Below are 25715 nucleotides of genomic sequence, written 5' to 3' on the forward strand. Positions count from 1 at the left end.
CCGGCCCGCTTATGGAAGCCGCAAGTTATCCAGCCTGGGCTCAGCAGTTGATCCGGGATTGCAGCGAGAGCAAGCGTCGGGTTGTCGAACATGAACTGTATCAGCGGATGCGTGACAACAAACTCAGCGCAAAGACCATGCGTCAGTACCTCATTGGTGGCTGGCCGGTCGTTGAACAGTTCGCGTTGTACATGGCGCAAAACCTGACCAAAACCCGCTTTGCCCGTCACCCCGGTGAGGACATGGCACGTCGCTGGCTGATGCGCAATATTCGGGTTGAGCTTAACCATGCCGACTACTGGGTGCACTGGAGTCGAGCGCATGGCGTCAGTCTGGAGGACTTGCAGGCGCAGCAGGTTGCCCCTGAACTTCATGCGTTGAGTCATTGGTGCTGGCATACCAGTTCGGCGGATTCGCTGATTGTTGCCATTGCGGCGACCAACTATGCGATTGAAGGTGCAACCGGTGAGTGGTCGGCGCTGGTGTGTTCCAGCGGGATTTATGCGGCATCGTTCCCTGAGGAGGATCGCAAGCGCGCCATGAAGTGGCTGAAAATGCACGCTCAATACGATGATGCCCATCCATGGGAGGCATTGGAAATAATCTGCACGCTGGCGGGCCAGAACCCCAGCAAATCCCTGCAAGCTGAACTACGTGACGCGGTTTGCAAGAGCTACGACTATATGTACCTGTTTCTGGAGCGCTGCATGCAACTGGAACACTCGGAAAGGGCTCCGGTAGTCCGTGAGCGGATGGTGCTGGTCGAAAGCTGATCCTTCGGTTTAACAACGATCCAATGTGGGAGCGAGCTTGCTCGCGATGCAGGCAACCCGGTTTAACAGGAAAACCGGGTTATCGTTCATCGCGAGCAAGCTCGCTCCCACATTTGACTTGGGGTGTTGCTGGTGATTCAGCCGGCCATCGCCAACCGGTTACGCCCCTCGCGTTTGGCCACATACAACGCGCTGTCGGCGCGCCGTAACAAGCTATCTGCGGACTCTCCGGGCAGCAACGTCGAGCACCCGAGGCTGACTGTCAACCCGATCAGCGTCCCATCGGCCCAATACTCCTCGGCTTGCGCGGCATAACGCAGGCGTTCGCCAATCATCGCGGCAGCTTCGCGGCTGGTGTTGGAAAGCAGAATCAAAAATTCTTCGCCGCCAAAACGGAAGACCATGTCTACGTTGCGCAACTGGTTTTTGATCGAGGTTGCGACAGCCTTGAGCACGTCATCGCCGGCACTGTGGCCATGGGTGTCGTTGATCCGTTTGAAGTGATCGATATCGAGCATCAGTAACGACAGCGGCTGCATATGTCGCCGGGCCATGTCGATCTCACGTTGCAGGGTCTGATCCATGGCAATGCGGTTGCCGGTGCCTGTCAGTGGATCGCGCAGTGCGCTTTGAGTTGCAGCCCGATAGAGCAAGGCGTTGCGCATCGGGAAGAGCAGGGCTGCCAGCAGGGATTCGAGTTTGCCCTGATCCTGTTCGCTGAAGCGCTGATTGCGACGGAACACCAGATCGCCCAGATGTGCGCCTTCGTGGCTCAGGCTGTAGCTCACCGAGTGATGGCCACGCTGACCGAACTCCAGGCGCAAATCACTGGTTTTGTGCTCATAGTGCAAGGCGTCCAGTGGGACAAGGCGCTGAACTTCGCGGAAAAACAGTCCCAGAATGCGCTGCGGCTCAAGGCTGGTTTGTAGTTGCAGGCCCATGTGCTGGCGCAATTGGCCGAGGCTGGCGGGACGCTCCAGGAGGGGCGGCAGTTGACCAAAGCCCAGGCGTTGCAATTTGGCGCTATCGAAGTCAATTGCGTTGGTCTGGGTTGGAGATTTCATATGGCGTGAGCCCCTAAGCAGGAATGCTGTCTTACAGGCTGGGTGAGAGCGGCTTTGGGCTGCGCGTCATACTGGTCCATCAGTCCCGTAGGACATGTGGCCAAAGTTTAGTCTGCTTTGCCGAGCAAAAGTAAGCCTCGACAGGGTGCTGCCCGACCGCTAACACGCTGCGTGTTTACGCAGTGTTAGAGCGAAAGTCGTGCCATTCGGTTCACCTTGATAAAACTCCTTCTAAATCAATTTATTAGGTTGTATGGCTGTTAGTGGTGGTGGATACGGCGGCATTTGTTTGACTCAAGACTGGCGCCTGAAGGTAGTGAGGAGCGTGCCGCGACGGTATGTCGTCGCGGCAGCGGGTGTAGCGAGGGGCTTACTGAGCGTCGAATGCCTGACCATTGATGCCAGTGCTGTCCGGTCCCATCAGGTACAGGTAAACCGGCATGATCTCTTCAGGTGTCGGGTTGTTGGCCGGGTTTTCGCCCGGGTACGCTTGAGCGCGCATGCTGGTGCGGGTAGCGCCTGGGTTGATGCTGTTGGAGCGCACCGGTGCGACGGTGTCGACTTCGTCGGCCAGGGTTTGCATCAGGCCTTCGGTGGCGAATTTCGACACGCCATAAGCGCCCCAGTACGCGCGACCTTTGCGACCGACGCTGCTGGAAGTGAAGATCACCGAGGCGTCCTGAGACAGCTTGAGCAGCGGCAGCAGGGTGCTGGTCAGCATGAACATGGCGTTGACGTTGACGTGCATCACGCGCATGAAGTTTTCGCCGGACAGTTGTTCCAGTGGCGTACGCGGGCCAATGATCGAGGCGTTGTGCAACAAGCCATCAAGGTGGCCGAATTCGGTTTCGATCATTGCCGCCAGCTCGTCGTACTGATGCGGCAGAGCGGTTTCCAGGTTGAACGGAATCACCGCTGGCTGTGGATGACCGGCCGCTTCGATTTCGTCGTAGACCTGAGTCAGATTGGCCTCGGTCTTGCCCAGCAGCAGCACGGTAGCGCCGTGAGCGGCATAGGTTTTTGCCGCGGCAGCGCCGATTCCACGACCGGCGCCAGTGACCAGAATGACCCGATCCTTGAGCAATTCAGGGCGGGCGGAATAATCAAACATAAAAAACCTCTACACAATCCATTAAAAGGGCTGAAAAAGATCGCGGTCCCCTGTAGGAGCTGCCGCAGGCTGCGATCTTTTGACTGAATCAGCAGCTACACAACGCGCCGTCCAGAACCTTGCGCAACTCCGAAGGGTGGTCCACCACCACATCCGCGCCCCAGTTCCGTGGATTGTCATCCGGGTGAATGTAGCCAAAGGTCACTGCGGCGGTCCTGGTGCCGGCATCGCGGCCCGACTCGATATCGCGCAGGTCATCGCCCACAAACAGCACGCTGGCCGGGTCCAGGTCGAGCATTTTGCACGCGAGGATCAACGGCTCCGGGTCCGGCTTGCTGTTCGTCACGTGGTCCGGGCAGATCAGCAGCGCCGAGCGTTCGGCCAGCCCCAGTTGTTGCATGATCGGCTCAGCGAAGCGCAGCGGTTTATTGGTCACCACGCCCCAGATCAGATTGGATTTCTCGATGTCGGCCAACAGCTCCGCCATGCCATCGAAGAGTTTGCTGTGAACCGCGCAACCCTTGAGATAGCGCTCCAGGAATTCCAGTCGCAACGCCTCGAAGCCTGGCGATTCCGGGTCCATCGAGAAGGTCACCGCCACCATGGCTTTCGCCCCGCCGGAAATCTCGTCGCGGATGTGTTTGTCCGGCATGGGTGGCAAGCCGCGATCGGCGCGCATGCTCTGGCAGATCGCGATGAAGTCCGGCGCGGTGTCGAGCAGGGTGCCGTCCATGTCGAAAAGAACTGCTCTGATTACCATGGGCTTATTCCTCGCGCAGGGTCTGGATCATGTAGTTCACGTCAACATCGGAGGCCAGCTTGTAGTGCTTGGTCAGCGGGTTGTACGTCAGGCCAATGATGTCCTTGACGCTCAGGCCGGCCTGCCGGCTCCAGGCACCCAGCTCGGAAGGGCGGATGAATTTCTTGAAGTCATGCGTGCCGCGCGGCAGCAGCTTCATGATGTATTCGGCGCCGACGATGGCGAACAGGTAAGCCTTCGGATTGCGGTTGATGGTCGAGAAGAACACTTGGCCACCCGGCTTTACCATGCGGAAGCAGGCGCGAATGACCGACGACGGATCCGGCACGTGCTCAAGCATTTCCAGGCAGGTGACCACATCGAATTGCTCGGGCATTTCTTCCGCCAGGGCTTCGGCGGTGATCTGCCGGTACTCGACGCTGACGCCGGATTCCAGCTGATGCAACTGCGCGACCGCCAACGGTGCTTCGCCCATGTCGATGCCCATCACGGTGGCGCCGCGTTGCGCCATGGATTCGCTGAGGATGCCGCCACCACATCCGACGTCCAGCACCTTTTTGCCGGCCAGTTTGACGCGTTCGTCAATCCAGTTGACCCGCAGCGGGTTGATGTCGTGCAGTGGCTTGAACTCGCTTTCGCGGTCCCACCAGCGATGAGCCAGGGCTTCGAATTTGGCGATTTCAGCGTGGTCGACGTTGCTCATGGGTAATCCTCTGAATCTAAAAAATTCTGCTGTCAGCCTTGAGGTTCAGCTCAAGGGTTCGTTCTATTCGGCGTGTCCGCTGATACGCTGACCCCAGACGGTGGCGGTGGCGCATAGCTGTTGTTCATCGAGGCGTGTCAGGCGCCGGTCGTCGAGCAATTGCTTGCCGGCGACCCAAAGGTGTTTTACGCGGTCCCGGCCAGTGGCATAGATAAGCTGCGAAACCGGGTCGTAAATCGGTTGCTGGGCCAGGCCAGACAGATCGAAGGCCACCAGGTCCGCGGCCTTGCCGACTTCCAGCGAGCCCACCTCGGTTTCCAGCCCCAGCGCCCGGGCACCGTTGAGGGTTGCCATGCGCAAGGCACGATGAGCGTCCAGCGCCGTGGCCGAGCCGGCGACGGCTTTGGCCAGCAGGGCGGCGGTGCGGGTTTCACCCAGCAGGTCGAGGTCATTGTTGCTGGCCGCGCCATCGGTGCCGACCGCTACATTGACCCCAGCCTGCCACAAGCGCTCCACCGGGCAGAAGCCGCTGGCCAGTTTCAGGTTCGATTCCGGGCAATGAATGACGCTGCTGTTGCTTTCTACCAGCAACGCCAGGTCTTCATCGCTGACTTGCGTCATGTGAACGGCCTGGAAACGCGGTCCGAGCAAACCCAGGCGACCCAGGCGGGCCAATGGCCGCTCGCCGCGTTGCTCGACCGATTGCTGGACTTCGAAGGCGGTTTCGTGGACGTGCATGTGGATCGCAGCGTCCAGCTCCTCGGCGATCACCCGGATTTTTTCGAGGTTTTCATCGCCGACGGTGTAGGGTGCATGAGGGCCGAAGGTGATTTTGATGCGCGGGTGATGCTTGAGGTCGCTGAACAGTTCGACGCCCTGACGGATAGCTTCATCCGCATCACTGGCGCCGGGAATCGGGAAATCGAGGATCGGGATGGCGATTTGCGCGCGAATACCGCTGTTGTGCACGCGTTCGCTGGCAACTTTCGGGAAAAAGTACATGTCCGAAAAGCACGTGATGCCGCCCTTGATCTGCTCGGCAATAGCCAGATCAGTGCCGTCGCGGACGAAGGCCTCATCGACCCATTTGGCCTCGGCCGGCCAGATGTGCTGTTCGAGCCAGGTCATCAGCGGCAAATCATCGGCCAGGCCACGGAACAGCGTCATCGCCGCATGCCCGTGGGCATTGATCAGGCCAGGGCTGAGCAGCATGCCCGGCAGCTCGCGGACTTGCGTGGCGTTGAGCTTCAAGGCCTCGCTGCGCGGGCCGATGAAGGCAATGCGCCCGTCGCGGATGCCCAGGCCATGCTCTTTGAGGACCACACCCGCGGGTTCGACAGGTACTAACCAGGTCGGCAGCAAGAGTAAGTCGAGCGCAGCGGCAGGATTCGGCATCGAGGGTTCGGTCCAGTGCTTTTATGAAGGATGGCGAAGTATACCCGAGCGTCTTCGCGGGGGGATCGCTATAATCGGCGGCTTTTGTTCATGAGTGCGGGGTGAAGGATGCGCAATCGACTGTTGGCTGCGGAGAAGGTGAAGGCCATCGATTGGCGGGATGGCGCCCTGTACCTGCTGGATCAGCGCATTTTGCCATTCGAAGAAACCTGGATTGCCTACACCAGTGCCGCAGGTGTGGCCGAGGCTATTCGCTCGATGGTGGTGCGTGGTGCTCCGGCAATCGGCATCAGCGCCGCCTATGGCGTGGTGTTGGCGGCACGTGCCCGGTTCGCTGCGGACGGTGACTGGCAGGCGGCGCTGGAAGAAGACTTTGCCTTGCTCGCGGATTCGCGGCCGACCGCGGTCAACCTGTTCTGGGCATTGGGTCGCATGCGTGAGCGTCTGGAACGGCTCAAGGATCACCCCAATCCATTGGCAGCCCTGGAAGCGGAAGCCTTGGCGATCCATGAAAGTGATCGCGAAGCCAACCTGACCATGGCGCAGCTGGGTGTAGACCTGATCCGCAAGCATCAGGGCAATGCCCAGGCGATTTTGACGCACTGCAATACTGGCGCTCTGGCCACTGGCGGCTTTGGTACGGCGCTCGGGGTGATTCGCGGGGCGTTCCTGGAAGGCATGGTCGAACGGGTTTACGCCGACGAAACCCGGCCCTGGCTGCAAGGCTCGCGCTTGACCGCCTGGGAGCTGGCGAACGAAGGCATTCCGGTGACCCTGAACGCCGACTCGGCCGCAGCGCACATCATGAAAACCAAAGGCGTGACCTGGGTGATCGTTGGCGCGGACCGAATTACCGCCAACGGCGACGTGGCGAACAAAATTGGCACCTATCAACTGGCGGTCAACGCCATGCACCACGGCGTGCGCTTCATGGTGGTGGCGCCGAGTTCGACCATCGACATGAATCTGGCCAGTGGCGACGACATCCCGATCGAAGAACGTGATGGCCGTGAGTTGCTGGAAGTCGGCGGCAAGCGGGTGGGGGCGGATGTCGATGCCTTTAACCCGGTGTTCGACGTCACGCCGGCTGATCTGATTGACGTCATCGTCACCGAAAAAGGCATCGTCGAGCGGCCGGATACCGCGAAGATGGCGCAGTTGATGTGCCGCAAGCGGTTGCATTGAGGATCTTGGGCGCCTGTTAAATCGCCATCGCGAGCAGGCTCGCTCCCACATTGGATCGATGACGTTCGCAAAATCTGTGACCGACTCGGTCAATTGTGGGAGCGAGCCTGCTCGCGATGGGGCCCTCAAGGTCAACAAATCAGCCTGAGTCGGACCTGTGATTTGCCTCAGAGCCTCTCTCGTCGCCTTTGCGGCTGTCACCGGTCAACTAACTATGCTCCATGCGCATCTGGGGGATAGGTGCGTGGCGGCTCTTGTGATAACATCCGGCGGTTTCCAAGGTAGCCCGATGTGGCTGCCTTTACTGCGCAGATCCATGGCATAACTCGTTGATTTGTCGTAAGTCGGTGCTGGCACTCAGCCTGCAGCGGCGAGCTTCGTTCGTCCCATATGGATGTGACGAAGTTTCACCAGAAAAAGGAATCAGGCTTCTCATGGGCGAACTGGCCAAAGAAATCCTCCCGGTCAATATCGAAGACGAGCTGAAACAGTCCTACCTCGACTACGCGATGAGCGTAATTGTCGGGCGGGCACTGCCTGATGCGCGCGATGGCTTGAAGCCCGTGCATCGGCGTGTGCTGTTCGCGATGAGCGAACTGGGTAACGACTTCAACAAGCCGTACAAGAAATCTGCCCGTGTTGTCGGTGACGTGATCGGTAAGTATCACCCGCACGGTGATACCGCGGTGTACGACACCATCGTTCGTATGGCGCAGCCATTCTCGCTGCGTTACCTGCTGGTAGACGGTCAGGGCAACTTCGGTTCGGTCGACGGCGACAACGCCGCGGCAATGCGATACACCGAAGTGCGCATGACCAAGCTGGCGCACGAGCTGCTGGCTGACCTGCATAAAGAAACCGTGGACTGGGTGCCGAACTACGACGGCACCGAAATGATCCCGGCGGTCATGCCGACCCGTATTCCCAACCTGCTGGTCAACGGCTCCAGCGGTATCGCCGTGGGCATGGCGACCAACATTCCGCCGCACAACCTCGGTGAAGTCATCGACGGTTGCCTGGCACTCATCGACAACCCCGAGTTGACCATCAATGAGCTGATGCAATACATCCCTGGTCCGGACTTCCCGACCGCGGCGATCATCAACGGTCGCGCCGGCATCATCGAAGCCTACCGTACCGGTCGTGGCCGCATTTACATGCGTGCCCGTTCGATGATTGAAGACATCGACAAGGTCGGTGGCCGACAGCAGATCGTCATTACCGAGCTTCCTTACCAGCTGAACAAGGCGCGCCTGATCGAGAAGATCGCCGAGCTGGTCAAAGAGAAGAAGCTGGAAGGCATCACCGAGCTGCGCGACGAGTCCGACAAAGACGGTATGCGCGTGGTGATCGAGCTGCGTCGCGGCGAAGTGCCTGAGGTGATCCTCAACAACCTCTACGCCCAGACCCAGCTGCAAGCGGTGTTCGGTATCAACATCGTTGCGCTGATCGACGGCCGTCCGCGGATCCTGAACCTCAAGGACCTGCTGGAAGCCTTCGTTCGTCACCGTCGCGAAGTCGTTACCCGTCGTACCGTGTTCGAGCTGCGTAAAGCCCGCGAGCGTGGTCACATCCTCGAAGGTCAGGCGGTTGCGCTGTCGAACATCGACCCGGTCATCGCCCTGATCAAGGCTTCGCCAACCCCGTCGGAAGCCAAGGAAGCGCTGATCAGCACGCCTTGGGAGTCCACCGCGGTGGTCGCGATGGTCGAGCGTGCCGGTGCAGATTCCTGCCGTCCGGAAAACCTCGATCCGCAATTCGGTCTGCGCGACGGCAAGTACTTCCTGTCGCCAGAACAGGCGCAAGCCATTCTGGAGCTGCGTCTGCACCGTCTGACCGGCCTGGAACACGAAAAACTGCTGGCCGAATATCAAGAGATCCTCAACCAGATCGGCGAGCTGATCCGCATCCTCAACAGCGCCACGCGCTTGATGGAAGTGATCCGCGAAGAGCTGGAAGTCATTCGTGCCGAGTACGGCGATGTGCGTCGCACCGAGATTCTGGATGCGCGTCTGGACCTGACTCTGGGTGACATGATCCCGGAAGAAGAGCGCGTCGTGACCATTTCCCACGGTGGCTATGCCAAGACCCAGCCATTGGCTGCGTACCAGGCTCAGCGTCGTGGCGGTAAAGGTAAATCGGCTACCGGCGTCAAGGATGAGGACTACATCGCTCACCTGCTGGTCGCCAACAGCCACACCACGCTGTTGCTGTTCTCCAGCAAGGGCAAGGTTTACTGGCTGAAAACCTACGAAATTCCTGAAGCATCCCGCGCTGCCCGTGGTCGTCCGCTGGTCAACCTGCTGCCGCTGGACGATGGTGAATACATCACCACCATGCTGCCGGTCGAGGAATACACCGAAGGTCACTACATCTTCATGGCTACCGCCAATGGCACCGTGAAGAAGACCCCGCTGGAATCCTTCAGCCGTCAGCGCAGCGTGGGCTTGATCGCGCTGGAGCTGGACGAAGGCGACGTACTGATCAGCGCTGCGATCACCGATGGCGAGCGTGAAGTCATGCTGTTCTCCGATGGCGGCAAGGTGACTCGCTTCAAAGAGTCCGACGTTCGTGCCATGGGCCGTACCGCTCGCGGTGTCCGCGGCATGCGTCTGCCGGAAGGCCAGAAGCTGATTTCCATGCTGATCCCGGAAGAAGGCAGCCAGATCCTCACCGCTTCGGCGCGTGGTTTCGGCAAGCGTACCGCCATCACCGAGTTCCCTGAGTACAAGCGTGGCGGTCAGGGCGTTATCGCCATGGTCAGCAACGAGCGTAACGGCCGACTGGTCGGTGCAGTCCAGGTGCTCGATGGTGAGGAAATCATGCTGATTTCCGACCAGGGCACCCTGGTGCGTACTCGTGTTGACGAAGTATCCAGTCTGGGTCGTAACACCCAGGGCGTGACCCTGATCAAACTGGCCAGCGATGAAACACTGGTCGGTCTGGAGCGGGTTCAGGAGCCATCGGAAGTCGAAGGCGAAGAGCTGGAAGGCGAAGAAGGCGTTGAGCTGGAAGGCGTCGTGCTCGATGCCGGCACCGAGCCGGACGACACTGTCGAAAGCCAGCAGGCTGACGCAGCTGACGAAGAAGAGCCGCAAGACTAACCAAATCGTAGCAGGGCAGAGTGTTTGCTCTGTCCGCTACCGTGAATGCATAGCGAGAGTGGATGTGAGCAAACGAGCCTATAACTTCTGCGCAGGTCCTGCTGCGCTGCCTGAAGCTGTCCTGTTGCGTGCCCAGTCGGAGTTGCTCGACTGGCATGGCAAGGGCCTCTCGGTCATGGAAATGAGCCATCGCAGCGATGAGTTCGTGTCCATTGCGACCAAGGCCGAGCAGGATTTGCGTGATCTGCTGAATATCCCCTCGAACTATAAAGTGCTGTTTCTGCAAGGCGGCGCCAGCCAGCAATTTGCTCAGATTCCACTGAACCTGTTGCCGGAAAACGGTAAAGCCGACTATATCGACACCGGTATCTGGTCGCAGAAAGCCATTGAAGAAGCGCAGCGCTACGGCCACGTCAACGTCGCCGCTACCGCCAAGCCTTACGACTATTTCGCCATTCCCGGTCAGAACGAATGGAAGCTGTCGCAAGACGCGGCCTACGTGCACTACGCGCCGAACGAAACCATCGGCGGCCTGGAATTCCAGTGGATCCCGGAAGTCGGTGATGTGCCACTGGTTGCTGACATGTCTTCGGACATTCTCTCGCGCCCCGTGGATGTCTCGCGTTTCGGCATGATCTACGCCGGCGCCCAGAAAAACATCGGCCCGAGCGGCATCGTCGTCAACATCGTGCGTGAAGACCTGCTGGGTCGCGCCCGTTCGTTCTGCCCGACCATGCTCGACTACAAGGTCGCAGCCGACAACGGCTCGATGTACAACACCCCGCCAACATTGGCCTGGTACTTGTCCGGTCTTGTGTTCGAATGGCTGAAAGAGCAGGGTGGTGTTGAGGCCATTGGCAAGCTCAATGAAGTCAAGCAGCGCACGCTGTACAGCTTCATCGATGCTAGCGGCTTGTACAGCAACCCGATCAACAAGGCTGACCGCTCGTGGATGAACGTGCCGTTCCGCCTGGCTGACGATCGCCTCGACAAGCCGTTCCTGGTCGGTGCCGAGGCGCGCGGTCTGCTGAACCTCAAGGGTCACCGTTCGGTAGGCGGCATGCGTGCCTCTATCTACAACGCCGTCGATATCAACGCAGTCAATGCGCTGGTTTCGTACATGGCAGAGTTCGAGAAGGAACACGGCTAATGTCTGAGCAAGAACTCAAGGCACTGCGCCTGCGCATTGATGCCCTGGACGAAAAAGTCCTGGAGCTGATCAGTGAGCGTGCGCGCTGCGCCCAGGAAGTCGCGCGAGTAAAGATGGCCTCGCTGGCCGAAGGCGAAGTGCCGGTGTTCTATCGTCCTGAGCGTGAAGCCCAGGTGCTCAAGCGCGTAATGGAGCGTAACCAGGGGCCGTTGGGCAACGAAGAGATGGCGCGGTTGTTCCGTGAAATCATGTCGTCGTGCCTGGCGCTCGAGCAGCCGCTGAAAGTGGCCTACCTCGGCCCTGAAGGAACCTTCACTCAAGCAGCGGCCATGAAGCACTTCGGTCACGCAGTGATCAGCAAGCCAATGGCGGCGATCGACGAAGTGTTCCGTGAAGTGGCCGCGGGTGCGGTGAACTTTGGCGTGGTGCCTGTGGAAAACTCCACCGAAGGCGCGGTCAACCACACCCTCGACAGCTTCCTCGAACACGACATGGTTATCTGTGGCGAAGTCGAGCTGCGCATTCACCACCACTTGCTGGTGGGTGAAAACACCAAGACTGACAGCATCAGCCGCATTTACTCCCATGCCCAGTCCCTGGCGCAGTGCCGCAAATGGCTGGACGCTCACTACCCGAACGTCGAGCGCGTGGCGGTATCGAGCAACGCGGAAGCGGCCAAGCGGGTCAAGGGTGAGTGGAACTCGGCGGCGATTGCCGGCGACATGGCGGCAGGCTTGTACGGTCTGACTCGTCTGGCCGAAAAAATCGAGGATCGCCCGGACAACTCCACGCGATTCCTGATGATCGGCAGCCAGGAAGTGCCACCGACCGGCGACGACAAGACGTCGATCATTGTCTCGATGAGCAACAAGCCCGGTGCGCTTCACGAGTTGCTGGTGCCGTTCCATGACAATGGCATCGACCTGACGCGGATCGAAACCCGTCCGTCGCGCAGCGGTAAGTGGACCTACGTGTTCTTCATTGATTTCGTCGGCCACCACCGCGACCCGCTGATAAAGGGTGTGCTGGAGAAAATCAGTCAGGAAGCAGTGGCACTTAAAGTGTTGGGTTCCTACCCGAAAGCAGTTCTCTAAAGGCGTTAACAATGAGTGGCGACTTCCTCGCTCTGGCACAGCCGGGCGTGCAACAACTTTCGCCTTACGTTCCGGGCAAGCCCGTGGACGAACTGGCCCGCGAGCTGGACATCGATCCGGCAAAAATCGTCAAACTGGCGAGCAACGAAAACCCGCTGGGCGCCAGTCCCAAGGCGCTGGCGGCGATTCGCGAAGAGCTGGCCGAGCTGACCCGCTATCCGGACGGCAACGGTTTTGCGCTGAAAACCCTGCTGGCTGAGCAGTGTCGGGTCGAGCTCGATCAAGTGACGCTGGGCAACGGTTCCAACGACATTCTCGAGCTGGTTGCGCGTGCCTATCTGGCGCCGGGCCTGAATGCGGTGTTCAGTGAGCATGCATTTGCGGTCTACCCAATCGTCACGCAGGCTGTCGGTGCGCAAGCGCGAGTGATCCCCGCCAAAGACTGGGGTCATGACCTGCCGGCCATGCTCGCAGCCATCGACAGCAATACCCGCGTGGTGTTCATCGCCAATCCGAACAACCCGACCGGGACCTGGTTCGGCGCCGAGGCGCTGGATGAGTTCCTGCAGGACGTGCCTGCGCATGTGCTGGTAGTGCTGGATGAGGCGTACATCGAGTACGCCGAAGGTAGCGATCTGCCGGATGGCCTGGATTTCCTTGCGGCATACCCGAACCTGCTGGTTTCCCGGACCTTCTCCAAGGCTTACGGTCTGGCCGCATTGCGCGTCGGTTACGGCTTGTCGACCGCGGTGGTTGCCGATGTGTTGAACCGCGTGCGTCAGCCATTCAATGTCAACAGCCTGGCCTTGGCTGCGGCCTGCGCGGCGCTGCAGGACGATGAGTACCTGGCTGAAAGCCGTCGCCTGAATGAGTCCGGCATGCAGCAACTCGAAGCGGGTTTCCGTGAGTTGGGGCTGAGCTGGATTCCTTCCAAAGGCAATTTCATTTGCGTGGATCTGGGGCGTGTTGCGGCGCCGGTATTCCAGGGCTTGCTGCATGAGGGCGTGATCGTGCGCCCGGTGGCCAATTACGGCATGCCGAACCACTTGCGCATCACCATCGGTCTGCCGGCTGAAAACAGTCGCTTCCTCGAGGCGCTGACCAAGGTTCTGGCTCGTGGTTGATGTCATCGACGTGCAACCTGCTGTGCCTATGATCGGTCGCCTGGTGGTGGTCGGTCTGGGGCTGATCGGCGGTTCGTTTGCCAAGGGCCTGCGTGAAAGCGGGTTGTGTCGTGAAGTGGTCGGCGTCGATCTCGATCCGTTATCGCGAAAACTCGCCGTTGAGCTGGGCGTGGTGGATCGTTGCGAAGACGACCTCGCTGTCGCGTGCCGCGGTGCCGACGTGATTCAGTTGGCGGTACCGATCCTGGCGATGGAGAAGCTGCTGGCGCTGTTGGCTGGCATGGACCTGGGGGCGGCGATTCTGACCGATGTCGGCAGTGCCAAAGGCAATGTGGTGCGCGCAGCGACCGAAGCCTTCGGTGGCATGCCGGCGCGCTTCGTTCCGGGGCATCCGATCGCCGGTTCCGAGCAGAGCGGGGTAGAGGCTTCCAACGCTCAGCTGTTCCGTCGACACAAAGTGATTCTGACGCCGCTCGAGCAAACCGATCCGGCTGCCCTGGCGGTCGTTGACCGGCTCTGGCGCGAATTGGGTGCCGATGTCGAGCACATGCAGGTCGAGCGTCATGACGAAGTGTTGGCGGCGACCAGCCATTTGCCGCACCTGTTGGCGTTCGGTTTGGTCGATTCATTGGCCAAACGCAGTGAAAATCTGGAAATCTTCCGTTACGCTGCGGGCGGCTTCCGCGATTTCACGAGAATCGCCGGCAGTGACCCGGTCATGTGGCACGACATCTTCCTCGCCAATCGCGAAGCTGTCCTGCGCACACTCGATACATTTCGCAGCGATCTCGACGCCTTGCGCGACGCGGTCGATGCAGGGGACGGGCACCAACTGTTGGGCGTCTTTACGCGCGCCCGGGTTGCCCGCGAGCATTTCAGTAAAATCCTGGCCCGCCGGGCCTATGTGGACGCTATGAACTCCAACGATCTGATTTTCCTGGCAAATCCTGGTGGCCGCCTGAGTGGGCGGATTCGTGTACCAGGCGACAAGTCGATTTCCCACCGTTCGATCATGCTCGGCTCCCTCGCGGAAGGCGTTACTGAAGTCGAAGGTTTCCTTGAAGGCGAAGATGCCCTGGCGACCTTGCAAGCCTTCCGTGACATGGGTGTCGTGATCGAAGGTCCGCACCATGGTCGCGTGACCATTCACGGTGTCGGCCTGCATGGCTTGAAACCGGCTCCTGGCCCTATCTATCTGGGTAACTCGGGTACTTCGATGCGTCTGTTGTCCGGCTTGCTGGCCGCGCAGAATTTCGACAGCACCCTGACGGGCGATGCATCGCTGTCCAAGCGTCCGATGAATCGTGTGGCCAACCCGCTGCGCGAGATGGGTGCAGTGATCGAGACGGCTGCAGAAGGTCGTCCACCGATGACCATTCGTGGCGGCAACACGCTCAAGGGCCTGACTTACACCATGCCGATGGCCAGCGCCCAGGTTAAATCCTGCCTGCTGTTGGCGGGGCTGTACGCCGAGGGCAAGACCACCGTCACCGAGCCTGCGCCAACCCGCGACCACACCGAGCGCATGCTGCGTGGCTTCGGTTACCCGGTTACCGTCAACGGCGCCACCGCGTCGGTCGAATCCGGCCACAAGTTGACTGCGACGCACATTGAAGTGCCGGGTGATATCTCCTCGTCGGCATTCTTCCTGGTGGCAGCGTCGATTGCCGAAGGTTCGGAGCTGGTGCTTGAGCATGTGGGTATCAATCCGACCCGTACCGGCGTGATCGACATCCTGCGTCTGATGGGCGCCGATATCACCCTGGAAAACCAGCGTGAAGTCGGCGGCGAGCCGGTGGCTGACTTGCGTGTGCGAGCGGCTAAGCTTAAAGGTATCGAAATTCCTGAAGCGCTGGTTCCGCTGGCTATCGACGAGTTCCCGGTGCTGTTCGTGGCGGCGGCTTGTGCCGAAGGTCGGACTATTCTGCGTGGCGCGGAAGAGTTGCGGGTCAAGGAGTCGGATCGTATCCAGGTGATGGCGGATGGTTTGCTGGCGCTGGGCGTCAAGTGCGAGCCAACCCCGGACGGCATCATCATCGACGGCAGCCAGATTGGCGGCGGCGAAGTGCATGGCCACGGCGATCACCGGATTGCCATGGCGTTCAGCGTTGCGTCGTTGCGTGCCACTGCGCCGATCCGCATCCATGACTGCGCCAACGTTGCGACCTCCTTCCCGAACTTCCTCGCGTTGTGCGCGCAAGTCGGTATTCGTGTTGCTCAAGAGGCTCAGTCGTGACCAGCCATGCTCCGGTAATCACCATCGATGGGCCGAGCGGTTCGGGCAAGGGCACCATCGCCGGGATCCTCGCCAAGCGCCTGGGCTGGTGCTTGCTGGATTCCGGTGCGTTGTACCGTTTGCTGGCATTCGCTGCGCGCAATCATAGTGTCGACCTGACCAATGAAGAGTCGCTGAAGTTGCTGGCTGCTCATCTCGATGTGCAGTTCATCGGGGCGACCGAAGGTCATCCGCAGCGCATCATCCTTGAAGGTGACGATGTCACTGACGATTTGCGCAACGAGCAGGTCGGTGCCTGGGCCTCGCAAGTGGCTGCACTGCCTGCGGTGCGTGACGCTTTGCTGCAGCGCCAGCGGGCATTTCAGGAAGCGCCGGGGCTGGTGGCCGATGGTCGTGACATGGGCACCGTTGTATTTCCCGACGCGCCGCTGAAGATTTTTCTGACCGCCAGTGCCGAGGAACGGGCACGCCGTCGTTATTTGCAGTTGAAGGGCAAAGTCGAGGGTGTTAGTCTGTCGAGTCTGCTAGATGAGATCCGTGTGCGCGATGAGCGCGACACCCAGCGAGCGGTAGCCCCGCTCAAGCCGGCGGTCGACGCCATACAGCTGGATTCCACGGAGTTGTCCATCGAGCAGGTGCTGGAACGCATCATGAGCGAGATCGCCATTCGCGATATCGCCGGGTGACCAAGAAATACCGCAGGGGACCAGTCATAGTCTTGCGGTCTTTCTTTTATATAAACGTAACCCACATCGTCTGGGATGTGGCAGATGGGCGTATTCTTCGCCCTTATCAACAGGAATTAAAATGAGCGAAAGCTTTGCGGAACTCTTTGAAGAAAGCCTAAAAACCCTGAACCTTCAGGCAGGCTCCATCATCACCGGTGTTATCGTTGATATCGATTACCAAGCTCGCTGGGTAACCGTTCACGCTGGCCTGAAGTCTGAAGCACTCATCCCGCTTGAGCAGTTCTACAACGACGCTGGCGAACTGAATATCAACGTCGGTGACGAAGTTCACGTTGCGCTGGATTCGGTTGAAGACGGCTTTGGTGAAACCAAGCTGTCCCGTGAAAAAGCCAAGCGCGCTGAATGCTGGATCGTTCTGGAAGCAGCCTTCGCAGCCGAAGAAGTGGTCAAGGGCGTTATCAACGGTAAGGTTAAAGGCGGCTTCACTGTCGACGTTAACGGCATCCGTGCGTTCCTGCCTGGTTCTCTGGTTGACGTCCGTCCTGTGCGCGACACCACGCACCTGGAAGGCAAAGAGCTGGAATTCAAGGTCATCAAGCTCGACCAGAAACGCAACAACGTTGTCGTTTCCCGTCGTAGCGTCCTCGAAGCCGAGAACTCCGCTGAGCGTGAAGCTCTGCTGGAATCCCTGCAGGAAGGTCAACAAGTCAAAGGTATCGTCAAAAACCTCACCGATTACGGCGCATTCGTCGATCTGGGTGGCGTCGATGGCCTGCTGCACATTACCGACATGGCTTGGAAGCGTATCAAGCATCCTTCCGAAATCGTCAACGTTGGCGACGAGATCGATGTCAAGGTTCTGAAGTACGATCGCGAACGCAATCGTGTTTCCCTGGGCCTCAAGCAACTGGGCGAAGATCCATGGGTTGCTATCAAAGCCCGTTACCCAGAAAGCACTCGCGTTACCGCACGTGTAACCAACCTGACCGACTACGGCTGCTTCGCTGAGCTGGAAGAAGGCGTTGAAGGTCTGGTACACGTTTCCGAAATGGACTGGACCAACAAGAACATCCATCCTTCGAAAGTCGTACAAGTCGGCGACGAAGTGGAAGTTATGGTTCTGGACATCGACGAAGAGCGTCGTCGTATCTCCCTGGGCATCAAGCAGTGCAAATCTAACCCATGGGAAGATTTCTCTGGCCAGTTCAACAAGGGCGATAAAATCTCCGGCACCATCAAGTCGATCACCGATTTCGGTATCTTCATTGGTCTGGACGGCGGCATCGACGGTCTGGTTCACCTGTCCGACATCTCCTGGAACGAAGTGGGCGAAGAAGCCGTACGTCGCTTCAAGAAGGGCGACGAGCTGGACACCGTTATCCTGTCGGTTGACCCAGAGCGCGAGCGTATCTCCCTGGGTATCAAGCAACTGGAAAGCGATCCGTTCTCCGAGTACGTTCAAGAGAACGACAAAGGCGCAATCGTTAAAGGCATCGTGAAAGAAGTTGACGCTAAAGGCGCCATCATCACTTTGGCTACCGATATCGAAGCTACTCTGAAAGCCTCCGAAATCAGCCGTGACCGCATCGAAGATGCGCGCAACGTTCTGAAAGAAGGCGAAGAAGTTGAAGCCAAGATCATCAGCGTTGACCGCAAGAGCCGCGTAATCCAGCTCTCGATCAAGTCGAAAGACGTTGAAGACGAGAAAGAAGCTATCCAGAGCCTGCGCGACAAGCCAGCCTCGGACAGCATCGCTGCTGGTCCTACCACTCTGGGCGACCTGTTGCGTGCACAAATGGAAAAACAGAACTAAGTTCTGTCAAGCCATAGAAAAAGGGCGACTTCGGTCGCCCTTTTTTGTGCCTGAAATTTGAGGTTGTCAGTGCATAGAGGGAAACAATGCGGGTGTAAGGTGGTCTGTTGTTCAGGTATATCAATTGTCTATTCGAAGCTAGGCTTTAGCTTGAATCGAGTATTGGTTGGGTGTGATGCCTGGCGTAAGGAAGGGAATGAACAAGCTCGTTGTCACATTGGCAGTGCTGGTCTTGGTGGGGTGTACGACAGGCGCCAAAACTCATGTGGTGCGTGGCGTTAGTGGTATTGAGATCGATTGTTCGGGGCTCGGCTCGGGTTGGGACAGGTGTTACAAGCGTGCTGCAAGAGAGTGTGGGGTGGAGGGGTACAGAGTCATTGGCAAGTCCAGTGATGCCAAGGAGGAGGCTGAGGATTATTTTTTTGGGTGGAACCCGGCCGGATACCTCACTCGCACCATGCTGGTCATCTGCAGGTGACTGCTCGGTGTGTCTCTGTGGCGTGGCGAAGCGGGTCTCCAGTCTCCAGGAGGGCCAGGTTTGCGGTGTCTGCGAGGTAATGCAGATAAGTCAATATATAGGCTGTTCAAAATCCTTCGAGCATGCTAAAACCTTTGAAGCGCTGATCTAGCTGCTTGAAAAAGAAGGGAAAAATATGACGAAGTCGGAGTTGATCGAACGAATTGTCACCCATCAAGGGCTGCTCTCATCCAAGGATGTCGAGCTGGCCATCAAGACCATGCTTGAGCAAATGTCCCAGTGCCTGGCTACCGGTGATCGAATCGAAATCCGTGGTTTTGGCAGCTTCTCTTTGCACTATCGCGCGCCGCGCGTCGGTCGTAACCCAAAGACCGGTCAATCCGTCAGTCTCGACGGAAAATTCGTTCCTCATTTCAAACCGGGCAAAGAGCTCCGGGATCGGGTGAATGAGGATGAGGAGGAGGGGCTTTGACAGTCGCCATTCAAGGAGCGATTCATGCGTAACCTAAAGCGCGTACTCCTCGGAGTCTTTGTGTTGCTGCTTGTTTTGGCAGTTTTGGCATTCGTGCTGGAGAACCAGCAGTCAGTTTCGCTGCTGTTCCTGGGCTGGGCTGGGCCGCAGTTGCCTGTATCGCTGGTGATGGTTATTGCGCTGCTGATTGGCATGGTAATCGGCCCAATTCTGGGCTGGTTTCTGGGACGTACGTCCAGAGCTTCACGCAAGCGTCTTGTCTGATTGCGACAAACATAAGGCGCGCATCGAATTTGCGGCACAGCTTGTCTATATCCATTAGTAAAAGCTTCATTAAGCTGTAAAATGTTCCGCTTGTCCGATAGTGGCACATTCCCATATTGGTTCAGGTTGATTCTGTCAGAGGCTTCGGCCGGGTTGACGGCTTTTACATTCATGGATTAGACAGCGCTCGGTTGGCGGCCCTGTCAGTAACTCAAGGGTATGGTTTCGCGTGAAAATTCTAGTAACCGGCGGTGCCGGATTTATCGGCTCGGCAGTCATTCGTCATATCATCTCCAATACTGCAGATTCCGTAGTCAACGTGGATAAGCTGACCTACGCTGGTAATCTCGAGTCATTGGCTGAAGTTAGTCAGAATTCGCGTTATGTATTTGAGCGCGTCGACATCTGCGATCGCGATCAGATAGACCGTGTCCTGCGTGAACACCAACCGGATGCGATCATGCACCTGGCCGCAGAGTCTCACGTTGATCGTTCGATCTCCGGTCCGTCCGAATTCATCCAGACCAACATCATTGGTACTTACACCTTGTTGGAAGCTGCGCGCCACTATTGGGCAGCGCTGGATGACTCGCGTAAAGCCAGCTTCCGCTTCCATCATATCTCGACTGACGAAGTCTACGGAGACCTCGAAGGTCCGGAAGACCTCTTCACCGAAACCACGCCATACCAGCCAAGCTCGCCATACTCGGCCAGCAAGGCCAGCTCCGATCACCTGGTTCGCGCCTGGAGCCGTACCTACGGCCTGCCGACCCTGGTCACCAACTGCTCGAACAACTACGGCCCATGCCACTTCCCTGAGAAGCTGATCCCGCTGATCATCCTCAATGCACTGGAAGGCAAGCCGCTGCCGGTCTACGGCAAAGGCAACCAGGTCCGTGACTGGCTCTATGTCGAAGATCACGCCCGCGCACTCTACAAAGTCGTGACCGAAGGCGTTATCGGCGAGACCTATAACATCGGCGGCCATAACGAAAAGCAAAACATCGAAGTGGTACACACCCTGTGCGCATTGCTTGATGAGCTACGTCCTGACTCGGCCCACCGTCCGCATGCCAGTCTGATTACCTATGTTCAGGATCGTCCGGGACATGACCAGCGTTATGCGATCGACGCCAGCAAAATCCAGCGTGAGCTGGGCTGGACACCGGAAGAGACCTTCGAAACCGGCATCCGCAAAACCGTAGAATGGTATCTGAACAACACTGAGTGGGTAGCTCATGTGAAGAGTGGCAGTTATCAACAGTGGATTGATAAAAACTACGCCGACCGTTCAAGCAAAGCATGAAAATCCTTCTGCTTGGAAAGAACGGCCAGGTTGGCTGGGAACTGCAACGTTCCCTTTCGCCTCTCGGAGAGGTGATAGCTCTTGACCGTCAAACGGTCGACGGGCTGTGTGGCGACTTGTCCGATCTTGAGTCTTTGCGTGCAACGATTCACCGGGTCAATCCTGACGTTATAGTCAACGCCGCTGCTTACACAGCAGTGGATAAAGCTGAATCAGAGCCTGAGCTTGCAACTCGCGTAAATGCCCTGGCGAGTCAGGTTATGGCCGAGGAAGCATTGTCCCTTGATGCCTGGTTGATTCACTACTCGACGGACTACGTGTTCGACGGCAGTGGGCAAGCACCATGGAAAGAAGATGACGCAGTCGCGCCAGTGAATCATTACGGTGCGAGTAAGCTCGCTGGCGAGCAGGCTATTATCGCTTCGGGCTGCAAATATCTGATCTTTCGCACCAGTTGGGGATACGGTGCGCGCGGCAATAATTTTACCAAGACCATTTTGCGTCTGGCCAAGGACAGGGAAACACTGAGCGTCATTGCCGATCAGATTGGAGCACCCACAGGCGCGGATCTTATTGCTGACGTAACCGCTCTGGTTATTCAGAAAATTGTCGAGCGCCCCGAGCTTAAGGGCTTGTATCACTTGGTTGCCAGCGGTGAAGTTTCCTGGCACGGCTATGCGAGTTATGTGATCGAATTCGCTCGCCAGAATGGCGAACAATTGGCGGTGACGGCAATCAATCCGATCGACACCGCGGCCTACCCAACCCCCGCGCGCCGACCGCTAAACTCGCGTTTGAACACTCAGAAGCTGTGTGACAATTTTTCTCTACATATGCCGGATTGGCAAAGTGGCGTAACCCGAATGCTTATGGAAGTCCTAAATAAATGATCAATACGACGAATCGCAAAGGCATCATCCTCGCAGGTGGCTCGGGAACTCGCCTTCACCCTGCAACATTGGCCATATCAAAACAGCTCTTACCTGTTTTTGATAAACCTATGATCTATTACCCTCTGAGTGTTCTTATGCTTGCAGGGATAAGAGATATTCTCATTATATCCACTCCCCAGGATACGCCGCGATTCGAGCAATTGCTCGGTGATGGTCAGCGATGGGGCCTCAATTTGCACTACGCCGTTCAGGCGTCGCCTGATGGACTTGCCCAGGCATTCGTCATTGGTGAGGAGTTTCTTGCCGGTGAGGCTTGCGCGCTGGTCTTGGGTGACAATATATTCCATGGTCACGATTTCCACAGTCTGCTCACAAATGCGATGTCTCGGTCGGACGGTGCAAGCGTATTTGCATATCATGTCAACGATCCGGAGCGGTACGGTGTCGTCGAGTTTGACAGTCAAGGTAAGGCAATCAGCCTTGAAGAAAAGCCTACTGTACCCAAGTCCAGCTACGCTGTTACAGGACTGTACTTCTATGACTCGCAAGTCGTAGAACTCGCCAAAAGCTTAAAACCGTCCGCCAGAGGCGAACTCGAAATTACTGACCTTAATAGACTCTATCTGGAGAAAGGCCAGCTGGATGTTGAAATCATGGGCAGAGGATACGCGTGGCTGGATACTGGGACACATGAGTCACTGCTTGAGGCCGGGCAGTTTATTGCCACGATAGAAAGCCGCCAAGGATTGAAAGTCGCATGTCCTGAAGAGATTTCATTCAGGCAGGGCTGGATTAATGATGAACAGTTAGAAGCGCTCGCGGCACCTTTGGCGAAAAATGGATACGGCAAATACCTGCTGGCTATTTTGAAAGAAATCAAAGGAGCGTGAGCGTAATGGCGACCCTTTGCGCTAAGTTGCTGTCAAAGGAAAATGGCGTAATTTGTTAGTTATAAGGTCAAAAAATGAAGTGTGTCATTTATGGTTTTAGTGTGGTCGCTGAGGTAATCGTGTGATTAATTCGGCCTTTAGACAGCTTTTTGAACTGTGCGGGAGCCGTGCAGTACTATGGCAGTTAGTACGACAGCATTTGATTTTGCGGTATCGAAGAACGGCTCTCGGTTATTTGTGGACGCTTATCAATCCGTTGATGATGATGAGCGTGACCGCTGTCGTATTTTCGACTCTGTTCAAGGCGGATTTAAAGACTTATGCCGTGTTTTTGTTTGCGGGAATGATTCCTTGGAACTGCTTCAGCGGGATAGTAACGCAGTCTGGGGCGGCCTTCATTAATAATGAAAGTTTGATAAAGAAGATCTATCTGCCAAAACTGATATTTCCATTGAGTGTCGCTCTTGGTATTTTGATTGATAGTTGTTTGTCTTTTTTTGCATTATTTTTGATTATTTTTGCGATTGGTGGGCAGCTTACTTGGGCCCTCTTGTTTATTCCTGTGGCCTACGCACTTTTGTTTTTATTCTCGCTAGGCATTGCTTTGTTTGTCTCGATTGTGACGGTTTTTTTTCGAGATCTGCAGCATATCATCGTGATCGCAATGCAAGCCTGGTTTTTCCTGACGCCGATTATGTATAAGAATGACGCGCTTATAGGAAAGGTTGCGTGGTTAGTGAGCTTTAATCCGGTAGTTCCGTTTGTTGACATGTTTCGTGCCCCCCTGACCCAAGGAGTTTTACCAAGCTCCTCAACGGTTATGCTGTGCATCGCGCTGGCGGCAGGTACTCTCTTTCTCGGGTTTATCTTTTTTCTCCTTAAAGAGAAAAAAATTATCTTCAGGCTGTAAATAATATGTCGAATATATCTATCATCGATTTGTCAATAAAATTTCGTATTTATCATGATTCGACGCCTTCGTTTAAAGATTACTTCACCGGGATATTCAAGAGAAAAAACAGGTCGGCATATTCGGATTTCCTGGCAGTCAATAATGTCTCTTTTGATCTGAACGCTGGAGATCGCGTTGGAATCGTCGGGCATAATGGCGCAGGAAAGAGCACGCTTCTGAAAGCATTGTGCAGGATCTATGAACCGTCGGACGGTATCATTAAGGTTTCAGGGCGTATCGCACCTTTGCTCGAAATTGGAGCCGGGTTCCATCCTGAATTCACAGGACGAGAAAACATATACTTGAACGGGGCAATCCTGGGGTATTCGAAGAGTCAATTATCCGAAATTGAACCTGAAGTAATTGCCTTTGCAGAGCTGGAAGAGTTTATCGATACCCCTGTTAAGTACTACTCCACCGGTATGTATATGCGGTTGGCATTTTCGCTTGCTACAGCCGTACACCCGGAAGTATTAGTGCTGGATGAGATTTTTGCTGGCGGTGATGCAGCTTTTATGGAGAAGGCTAAGGCTAGAATGCATTCGATGATTGACAAGGCAGATATTATGATCATGGTATCTCATGATCATAATCTGGTTAAATCGCTATGTAATCGCGTAATCTGGATGGACCACGGAAAGAAGGTCGCTGACGGAAAACCTGATGAAGTTATAGAGATGTATCTTAATGGGGCACCTCGGCATGGATAATTCAAGTGTTGAAGCGCTGAAGAAGCAATTGGCGATACTTGAGGCGAAAGTAGAGAAACATGATGAGCAGTTGAGGTCGTTAATATCGTCGAATGCTCAAGATGCTCAAGGGCGCGTATTTGACATCTCAAGATGGATGCCTGCGCCGGATGCGGTCGAGGAAAAGGTTGATATAAATGAAACGACGATCCAGAGACTCGAGTTTGAAGTTGATAAAACGCATAACATGGTGGGCAGACTAAGGAGTACGGTGCTTGGTAGATTCTATATAAAACACCTGAAAAAAAATTGGTTTATACGCTGGGTAGTATTGTGGCTCTGGCGAAATGGTTATCCGATCTATGCAAATGCTCGGGCTCTATTATCTGGAAACAAAAACCAAAAGTGGCGTGAGCTTACGAATTATAAAAAATATATAATAGAACAAGGTATAACAGTAAAAGCAGTAGCGCACGAGGAGTTGGTTGAGACTCCCTCGCCGCGAGTTTTGCCGTCTGCGGAACAAGACTACCTGGTATCACCTCACTCGTCGTATATATATCCAGATATTTATATTTTTTCTCTGAGCAATGCGATGGTTTCCGGTGGAACAAATCTCGTATTGGTTGACAACAAAATACTACATCACGACCTCTATGACTTTTCTCGAGATTACACGAGTGAAGAACTGCATGGTAGAGTGGTTTTTGACAACAAGTTGAGAAAGGCTCGTTGGTTGTCGCACGATGTTGCGCCTGAGGTGATTCCGATCGCTGCGTCGTTCCTTGATTCTTGCGCACCAAATTACGCGCATTGGATGACAGAAGTATTGCCTCGAATCGCTATATTCTGTGCAGAAGAGGCATATAAAGATATTCCGATTCTTATAAATGATGGATTGCATCGAAACTTGATGGAGTCTTTAAGGGTTGTAGCGGGTAGCGCTCGTCAAATTATAGTCATTCCAACTGGTAAAGCTGTCAAAGTCGCCCAATTGCATGTTGTTTCGGTGGCAGGTTACGTGCCTTTTGAACGTCGTAATACCACGCTGGATAAATACTCGCACGGCCTATTCAGTCCTTCCGCGTTCAATCTGCTGAGAGCTCGTACGGATATTTTTGCTGCACGTTCACAAGGAGAGTGGCCAGACAAAATCATACTCAGAAGAAAAACAGGCGCCAGGCTCGTAAGTAATTTTGCAGACATAGAGTCGGCACTTGTTCCAAAAGGCTTTAAGGTCATCGAGACGGAGGGGCTCACCTTCATTGAACAGGTTATTCTGTTTAGTCGAGCCAAAATAATTATTGGATCTTCGGGCGCTGCATTGGCGAATCTGGTGTTTGCACCAAAGGACGCCAAAATATTCATACTTATCAGCAAATTTCCAGATACGAGTTATTGGTACTGGCAAAATATTGCCTGTTCCACAGGGAAGAAAATCAATTACGTACTGGGATCAATCGAGTCCGGCGGAAAAAGTATTCATGCCGATTTCACCATTGATCTGGAGAAATTTCTAGATGAGCTTGAGACAGATGTTCTTGCGTGAATATTGTGATCAGATAAAAGA

At 56.1% G+C, this 25715-nt stretch carries 23 protein-coding genes; 18 read left to right on the forward strand and 5 right to left on the reverse strand.

Translation table 11 applies throughout. The features are described from left to right. The first annotated feature begins 11 nt into the window (after positions 1–11). The gene (locus AC1RKH_RS20030; protein ID WP_493063349.1) at positions 12–773 is read left to right on the forward strand and encodes an iron-containing redox enzyme family protein; all 762 of its coding nucleotides are present in this window, start codon (positions 12–14) and stop codon (positions 771–773) included. Positions 774–910: 137 nt separating this feature from the next. Here the strand turns inward: AC1RKH_RS20030 and AC1RKH_RS20035 are convergent, their stop codons facing one another. From AC1RKH_RS20035 to AC1RKH_RS20055, 5 genes are all read right to left on the reverse strand, one after another. Then, positions 911–1837, reverse strand: coding sequence for a GGDEF domain-containing protein (locus AC1RKH_RS20035; RefSeq protein WP_123426946.1), 927 nt, complete (start codon positions 1835–1837; stop codon positions 911–913). A gap of 370 nt (positions 1838–2207) precedes the next feature. Then, positions 2208–2948 (reverse strand): YciK family oxidoreductase, encoded by a 741-nt coding sequence (locus AC1RKH_RS20040; RefSeq protein WP_493063296.1) that lies wholly within the window; start codon positions 2946–2948, stop codon positions 2208–2210. Positions 2949–3036: 88 nt separating this feature from the next. Further along, the gene (gene mupP, locus AC1RKH_RS20045; protein ID WP_123426948.1) at positions 3037–3708 is read right to left on the reverse strand and encodes an N-acetylmuramic acid 6-phosphate phosphatase MupP; all 672 of its coding nucleotides are present in this window, start codon (positions 3706–3708) and stop codon (positions 3037–3039) included. Positions 3709–3712: 4 nt separating this feature from the next. Next, the gene (gene ubiG / locus AC1RKH_RS20050; RefSeq protein WP_123426949.1) at positions 3713–4411 is read right to left on the reverse strand and encodes a bifunctional 2-polyprenyl-6-hydroxyphenol methylase/3-demethylubiquinol 3-O-methyltransferase UbiG; all 699 of its coding nucleotides are present in this window, start codon (positions 4409–4411) and stop codon (positions 3713–3715) included. 63 nt (positions 4412–4474) lie between these two features. Next, positions 4475–5806 carry a TRZ/ATZ family hydrolase gene (locus tag AC1RKH_RS20055; protein WP_493063295.1) on the reverse strand — a complete coding sequence of 444 codons (1332 nt, stop codon included), beginning with the start codon at positions 5804–5806 and terminating at the stop codon, positions 4475–4477. A 108-nt stretch (positions 5807–5914) separates the two neighbouring features. Here AC1RKH_RS20055 and mtnA point away from each other — a divergent pair, with 108 nt between their 5' ends. The 17 genes from mtnA to AC1RKH_RS20140 all read left to right on the forward strand — a co-directional run bounded on the left by mtnA (position 5915) and on the right by AC1RKH_RS20140 (position 25694). Next, positions 5915–6991, forward strand: a complete 1077-nt coding sequence (mtnA, locus tag AC1RKH_RS20060; RefSeq protein ID WP_493063294.1) for an S-methyl-5-thioribose-1-phosphate isomerase — start codon at positions 5915–5917, stop codon at positions 6989–6991. 434 nt (positions 6992–7425) lie between these two features. Continuing rightward, positions 7426–10095, forward strand: a complete 2670-nt coding sequence (gene gyrA, locus AC1RKH_RS20065; protein WP_493063293.1) for a DNA gyrase subunit A — start codon at positions 7426–7428, stop codon at positions 10093–10095. A 64-nt stretch (positions 10096–10159) separates the two neighbouring features. Next, positions 10160–11245 carry a 3-phosphoserine/phosphohydroxythreonine transaminase gene (serC, locus tag AC1RKH_RS20070; protein WP_493063292.1) on the forward strand — a complete coding sequence of 362 codons (1086 nt, stop codon included), beginning with the start codon at positions 10160–10162 and terminating at the stop codon, positions 11243–11245. Then, complete coding sequence (gene pheA, locus AC1RKH_RS20075) at positions 11245–12339, forward strand: prephenate dehydratase (RefSeq protein WP_030128742.1); 1095 nt, start codon at positions 11245–11247, stop codon at positions 12337–12339. Before serC ends, pheA begins: the two co-directional genes overlap by 1 nt. An 11-nt stretch (positions 12340–12350) precedes the next feature. Next, entirely contained in the window at positions 12351–13463 is a 1113-nt protein-coding gene (gene hisC, locus AC1RKH_RS20080; RefSeq protein ID WP_493063291.1) for a histidinol-phosphate transaminase, read from the forward strand. A 28-nt stretch (positions 13464–13491) separates the two neighbouring features. After that, on the forward strand, positions 13492–15699 hold the full coding sequence (locus AC1RKH_RS20085; RefSeq protein WP_493063348.1) for a bifunctional prephenate dehydrogenase/3-phosphoshikimate 1-carboxyvinyltransferase: 2208 nt from the start codon (positions 13492–13494) through the stop codon (positions 15697–15699). Further along, positions 15696–16385 (forward strand): (d)CMP kinase, encoded by a 690-nt coding sequence (gene cmk, locus AC1RKH_RS20090; RefSeq protein WP_493063290.1) that lies wholly within the window; start codon positions 15696–15698, stop codon positions 16383–16385. The genes AC1RKH_RS20085 and cmk overlap by 4 nt, the downstream gene beginning before the upstream one ends. Positions 16386–16506: 121 nt before the next feature. Further along, positions 16507–18201 (forward strand): 30S ribosomal protein S1, encoded by a 1695-nt coding sequence (rpsA, locus tag AC1RKH_RS20095; protein ID WP_071554228.1) that lies wholly within the window; start codon positions 16507–16509, stop codon positions 18199–18201. A gap of 196 nt (positions 18202–18397) precedes the next feature. After that, the gene (locus AC1RKH_RS20100; RefSeq protein ID WP_493063289.1) at positions 18398–18679 is read left to right on the forward strand and encodes a hypothetical protein; all 282 of its coding nucleotides are present in this window, start codon (positions 18398–18400) and stop codon (positions 18677–18679) included. Positions 18680–18854: 175 nt separating this feature from the next. Continuing rightward, on the forward strand, positions 18855–19151 hold the full coding sequence (gene ihfB, locus AC1RKH_RS20105) for an integration host factor subunit beta (RefSeq protein WP_003369729.1): 297 nt from the start codon (positions 18855–18857) through the stop codon (positions 19149–19151). 24 nt (positions 19152–19175) lie between these two features. Beyond that, positions 19176–19415: a LapA family protein gene (locus AC1RKH_RS20110; RefSeq protein WP_493063288.1), complete on the forward strand. Its 240-nt coding sequence runs from the start codon at positions 19176–19178 to the stop codon at positions 19413–19415. A 229-nt stretch (positions 19416–19644) separates the two neighbouring features. Continuing rightward, positions 19645–20721, forward strand: coding sequence for a dTDP-glucose 4,6-dehydratase (rfbB, locus tag AC1RKH_RS20115; RefSeq protein WP_493063287.1), 1077 nt, complete (start codon positions 19645–19647; stop codon positions 20719–20721). Next, entirely contained in the window at positions 20718–21611 is an 894-nt protein-coding gene (gene rfbD, locus AC1RKH_RS20120) for a dTDP-4-dehydrorhamnose reductase (protein WP_493063286.1), read from the forward strand. Before rfbB ends, rfbD begins: the two co-directional genes overlap by 4 nt. Then, a complete protein-coding gene (gene rfbA, locus AC1RKH_RS20125; RefSeq protein ID WP_493063285.1) occupies positions 21608–22504 on the forward strand; it encodes a glucose-1-phosphate thymidylyltransferase RfbA in 897 nt (298 codons plus the stop codon). Before rfbD ends, rfbA begins: the two co-directional genes overlap by 4 nt. A gap of 121 nt (positions 22505–22625) precedes the next feature. Further along, the gene (locus tag AC1RKH_RS20130; RefSeq protein ID WP_493063284.1) at positions 22626–23414 is read left to right on the forward strand and encodes an ABC transporter permease; all 789 of its coding nucleotides are present in this window, start codon (positions 22626–22628) and stop codon (positions 23412–23414) included. Positions 23415–23419: 5 nt separating this feature from the next. After that, positions 23420–24166, forward strand: a complete 747-nt coding sequence (locus tag AC1RKH_RS20135) for an ABC transporter ATP-binding protein (protein ID WP_493063283.1) — start codon at positions 23420–23422, stop codon at positions 24164–24166. Next, positions 24159–25694, forward strand: a complete 1536-nt coding sequence (locus AC1RKH_RS20140; protein ID WP_493063282.1) for a glycosyltransferase family 61 protein — start codon at positions 24159–24161, stop codon at positions 25692–25694. Before AC1RKH_RS20135 ends, AC1RKH_RS20140 begins: the two co-directional genes overlap by 8 nt. Positions 25695–25715 lie beyond the last annotated feature (21 nt).

It is taken from the genome of Pseudomonas sp. GW822-FHT06B12 (genome assembly GCF_058799675.1).